The organism is Avibacterium volantium, from assembly GCF_049366555.1.
Classification (GTDB): domain Bacteria; phylum Pseudomonadota; class Gammaproteobacteria; order Enterobacterales; family Pasteurellaceae; genus Avibacterium; species Avibacterium volantium_A.
Map to the genome: position 1 here is coordinate 1 of NZ_JBMMGT010000058.1, position 1,033 is coordinate 1,033.

General features: G+C 40.2%; 2 protein-coding genes. Both read left to right on the forward strand.

Features of this window, described 5'->3' with window-relative positions; all coding sequences use genetic code 11:
- Positions 1–687: P2 family phage major capsid protein (locus tag ACLS0A_RS10960; protein ID WP_416083507.1), on the forward strand; the 687-nt coding region annotated here is incomplete at its 5' end.
- Positions 688–819: 132 nt separating this feature from the next.
- The coding region (locus ACLS0A_RS10965; protein ID WP_416083506.1) for a type II toxin-antitoxin system Phd/YefM family antitoxin at positions 820–1,033 on the forward strand (214 nt) is incomplete at its 3' end.

Here is a 1,033-nt window from a genome sequence, read left to right on the forward strand (position 1 = left end):
CCGCAGAAATTCCATTGTGAACAAATTGATTTAGATACCTCTATCAGCTATCCAAAATTAGATCGCATTGCTGGCGTGCTAGAAGTTGATTTCAGCCGAAAATTCGAAGAACACCTAACGACTGAAATTTTATTAAGTTTATTATTAGTTGGCTGGAATGGTAAAAACCGCCTTCAAACCTCTAACCCAGTGATTAATAAATTGGCTGAAGATGTGAAAAAAGGCTGGCTACAAAAAATTCGAGAAAACGCCGTAGATAAATTAATTAGTGCGGCAAACGTAGGGGCTGATCAAGAATATAAAAACCTTAATTATCTAGTGAAAGCTGGATTAGCCAAAATTGGCGATCCAATCAAAGGCGGCGGGGATATGATTGCGATTTGCGGACGCAACGTGCTTTCAGATTTCCCGATTGATGCGGGATTATCAACACCAAGAATGACCGTATCGCAAAAACTGATCGGCGGATTAAAAGCGGTTGGCGTGGATTATTTCCCCGCAGACAGCATTTTAATTACTCGTCTTGATAATCTTTCCCTGTATGTACAAAAAGGCACAATTCGCCGCATAATGGAACGCAACCCAGCCAAAGATCGCCTAGATATTTATAATTCTTTAGTGGCTGATTTTGTTATCGAAGACTACAACGCCGTAGCATTAATTGAAAACATCAATATCATAGATTAGCTTTCGTTGCGCAGTAAGTTTTGGGCGGTTTCCTCACCGCCCTTTTTTATTACCTCGAGGCGTGAAAGTCTTTTATAAGGTTTTTAATGGTGCTAATATTTAGCCGAATTAAACACAACAAGGAACAGCACAATGGCAATTCATCAAATCTTAACCCGCCACACGGCAAGCATTAGCGACTTGAAAAAAAATCCTATGGGGATCGTATCAGAAGGCACGGCAGAAGAAGGCGCAATCGCTATCTTAAACCGAAATGAACCCGTTTTTTATTGCGTTAATCCACGACTTTTTGCGGTTATTCAGGAAATACTTGAAGACCAAGAACTAAGCCAAGTTGTCAAAAAAC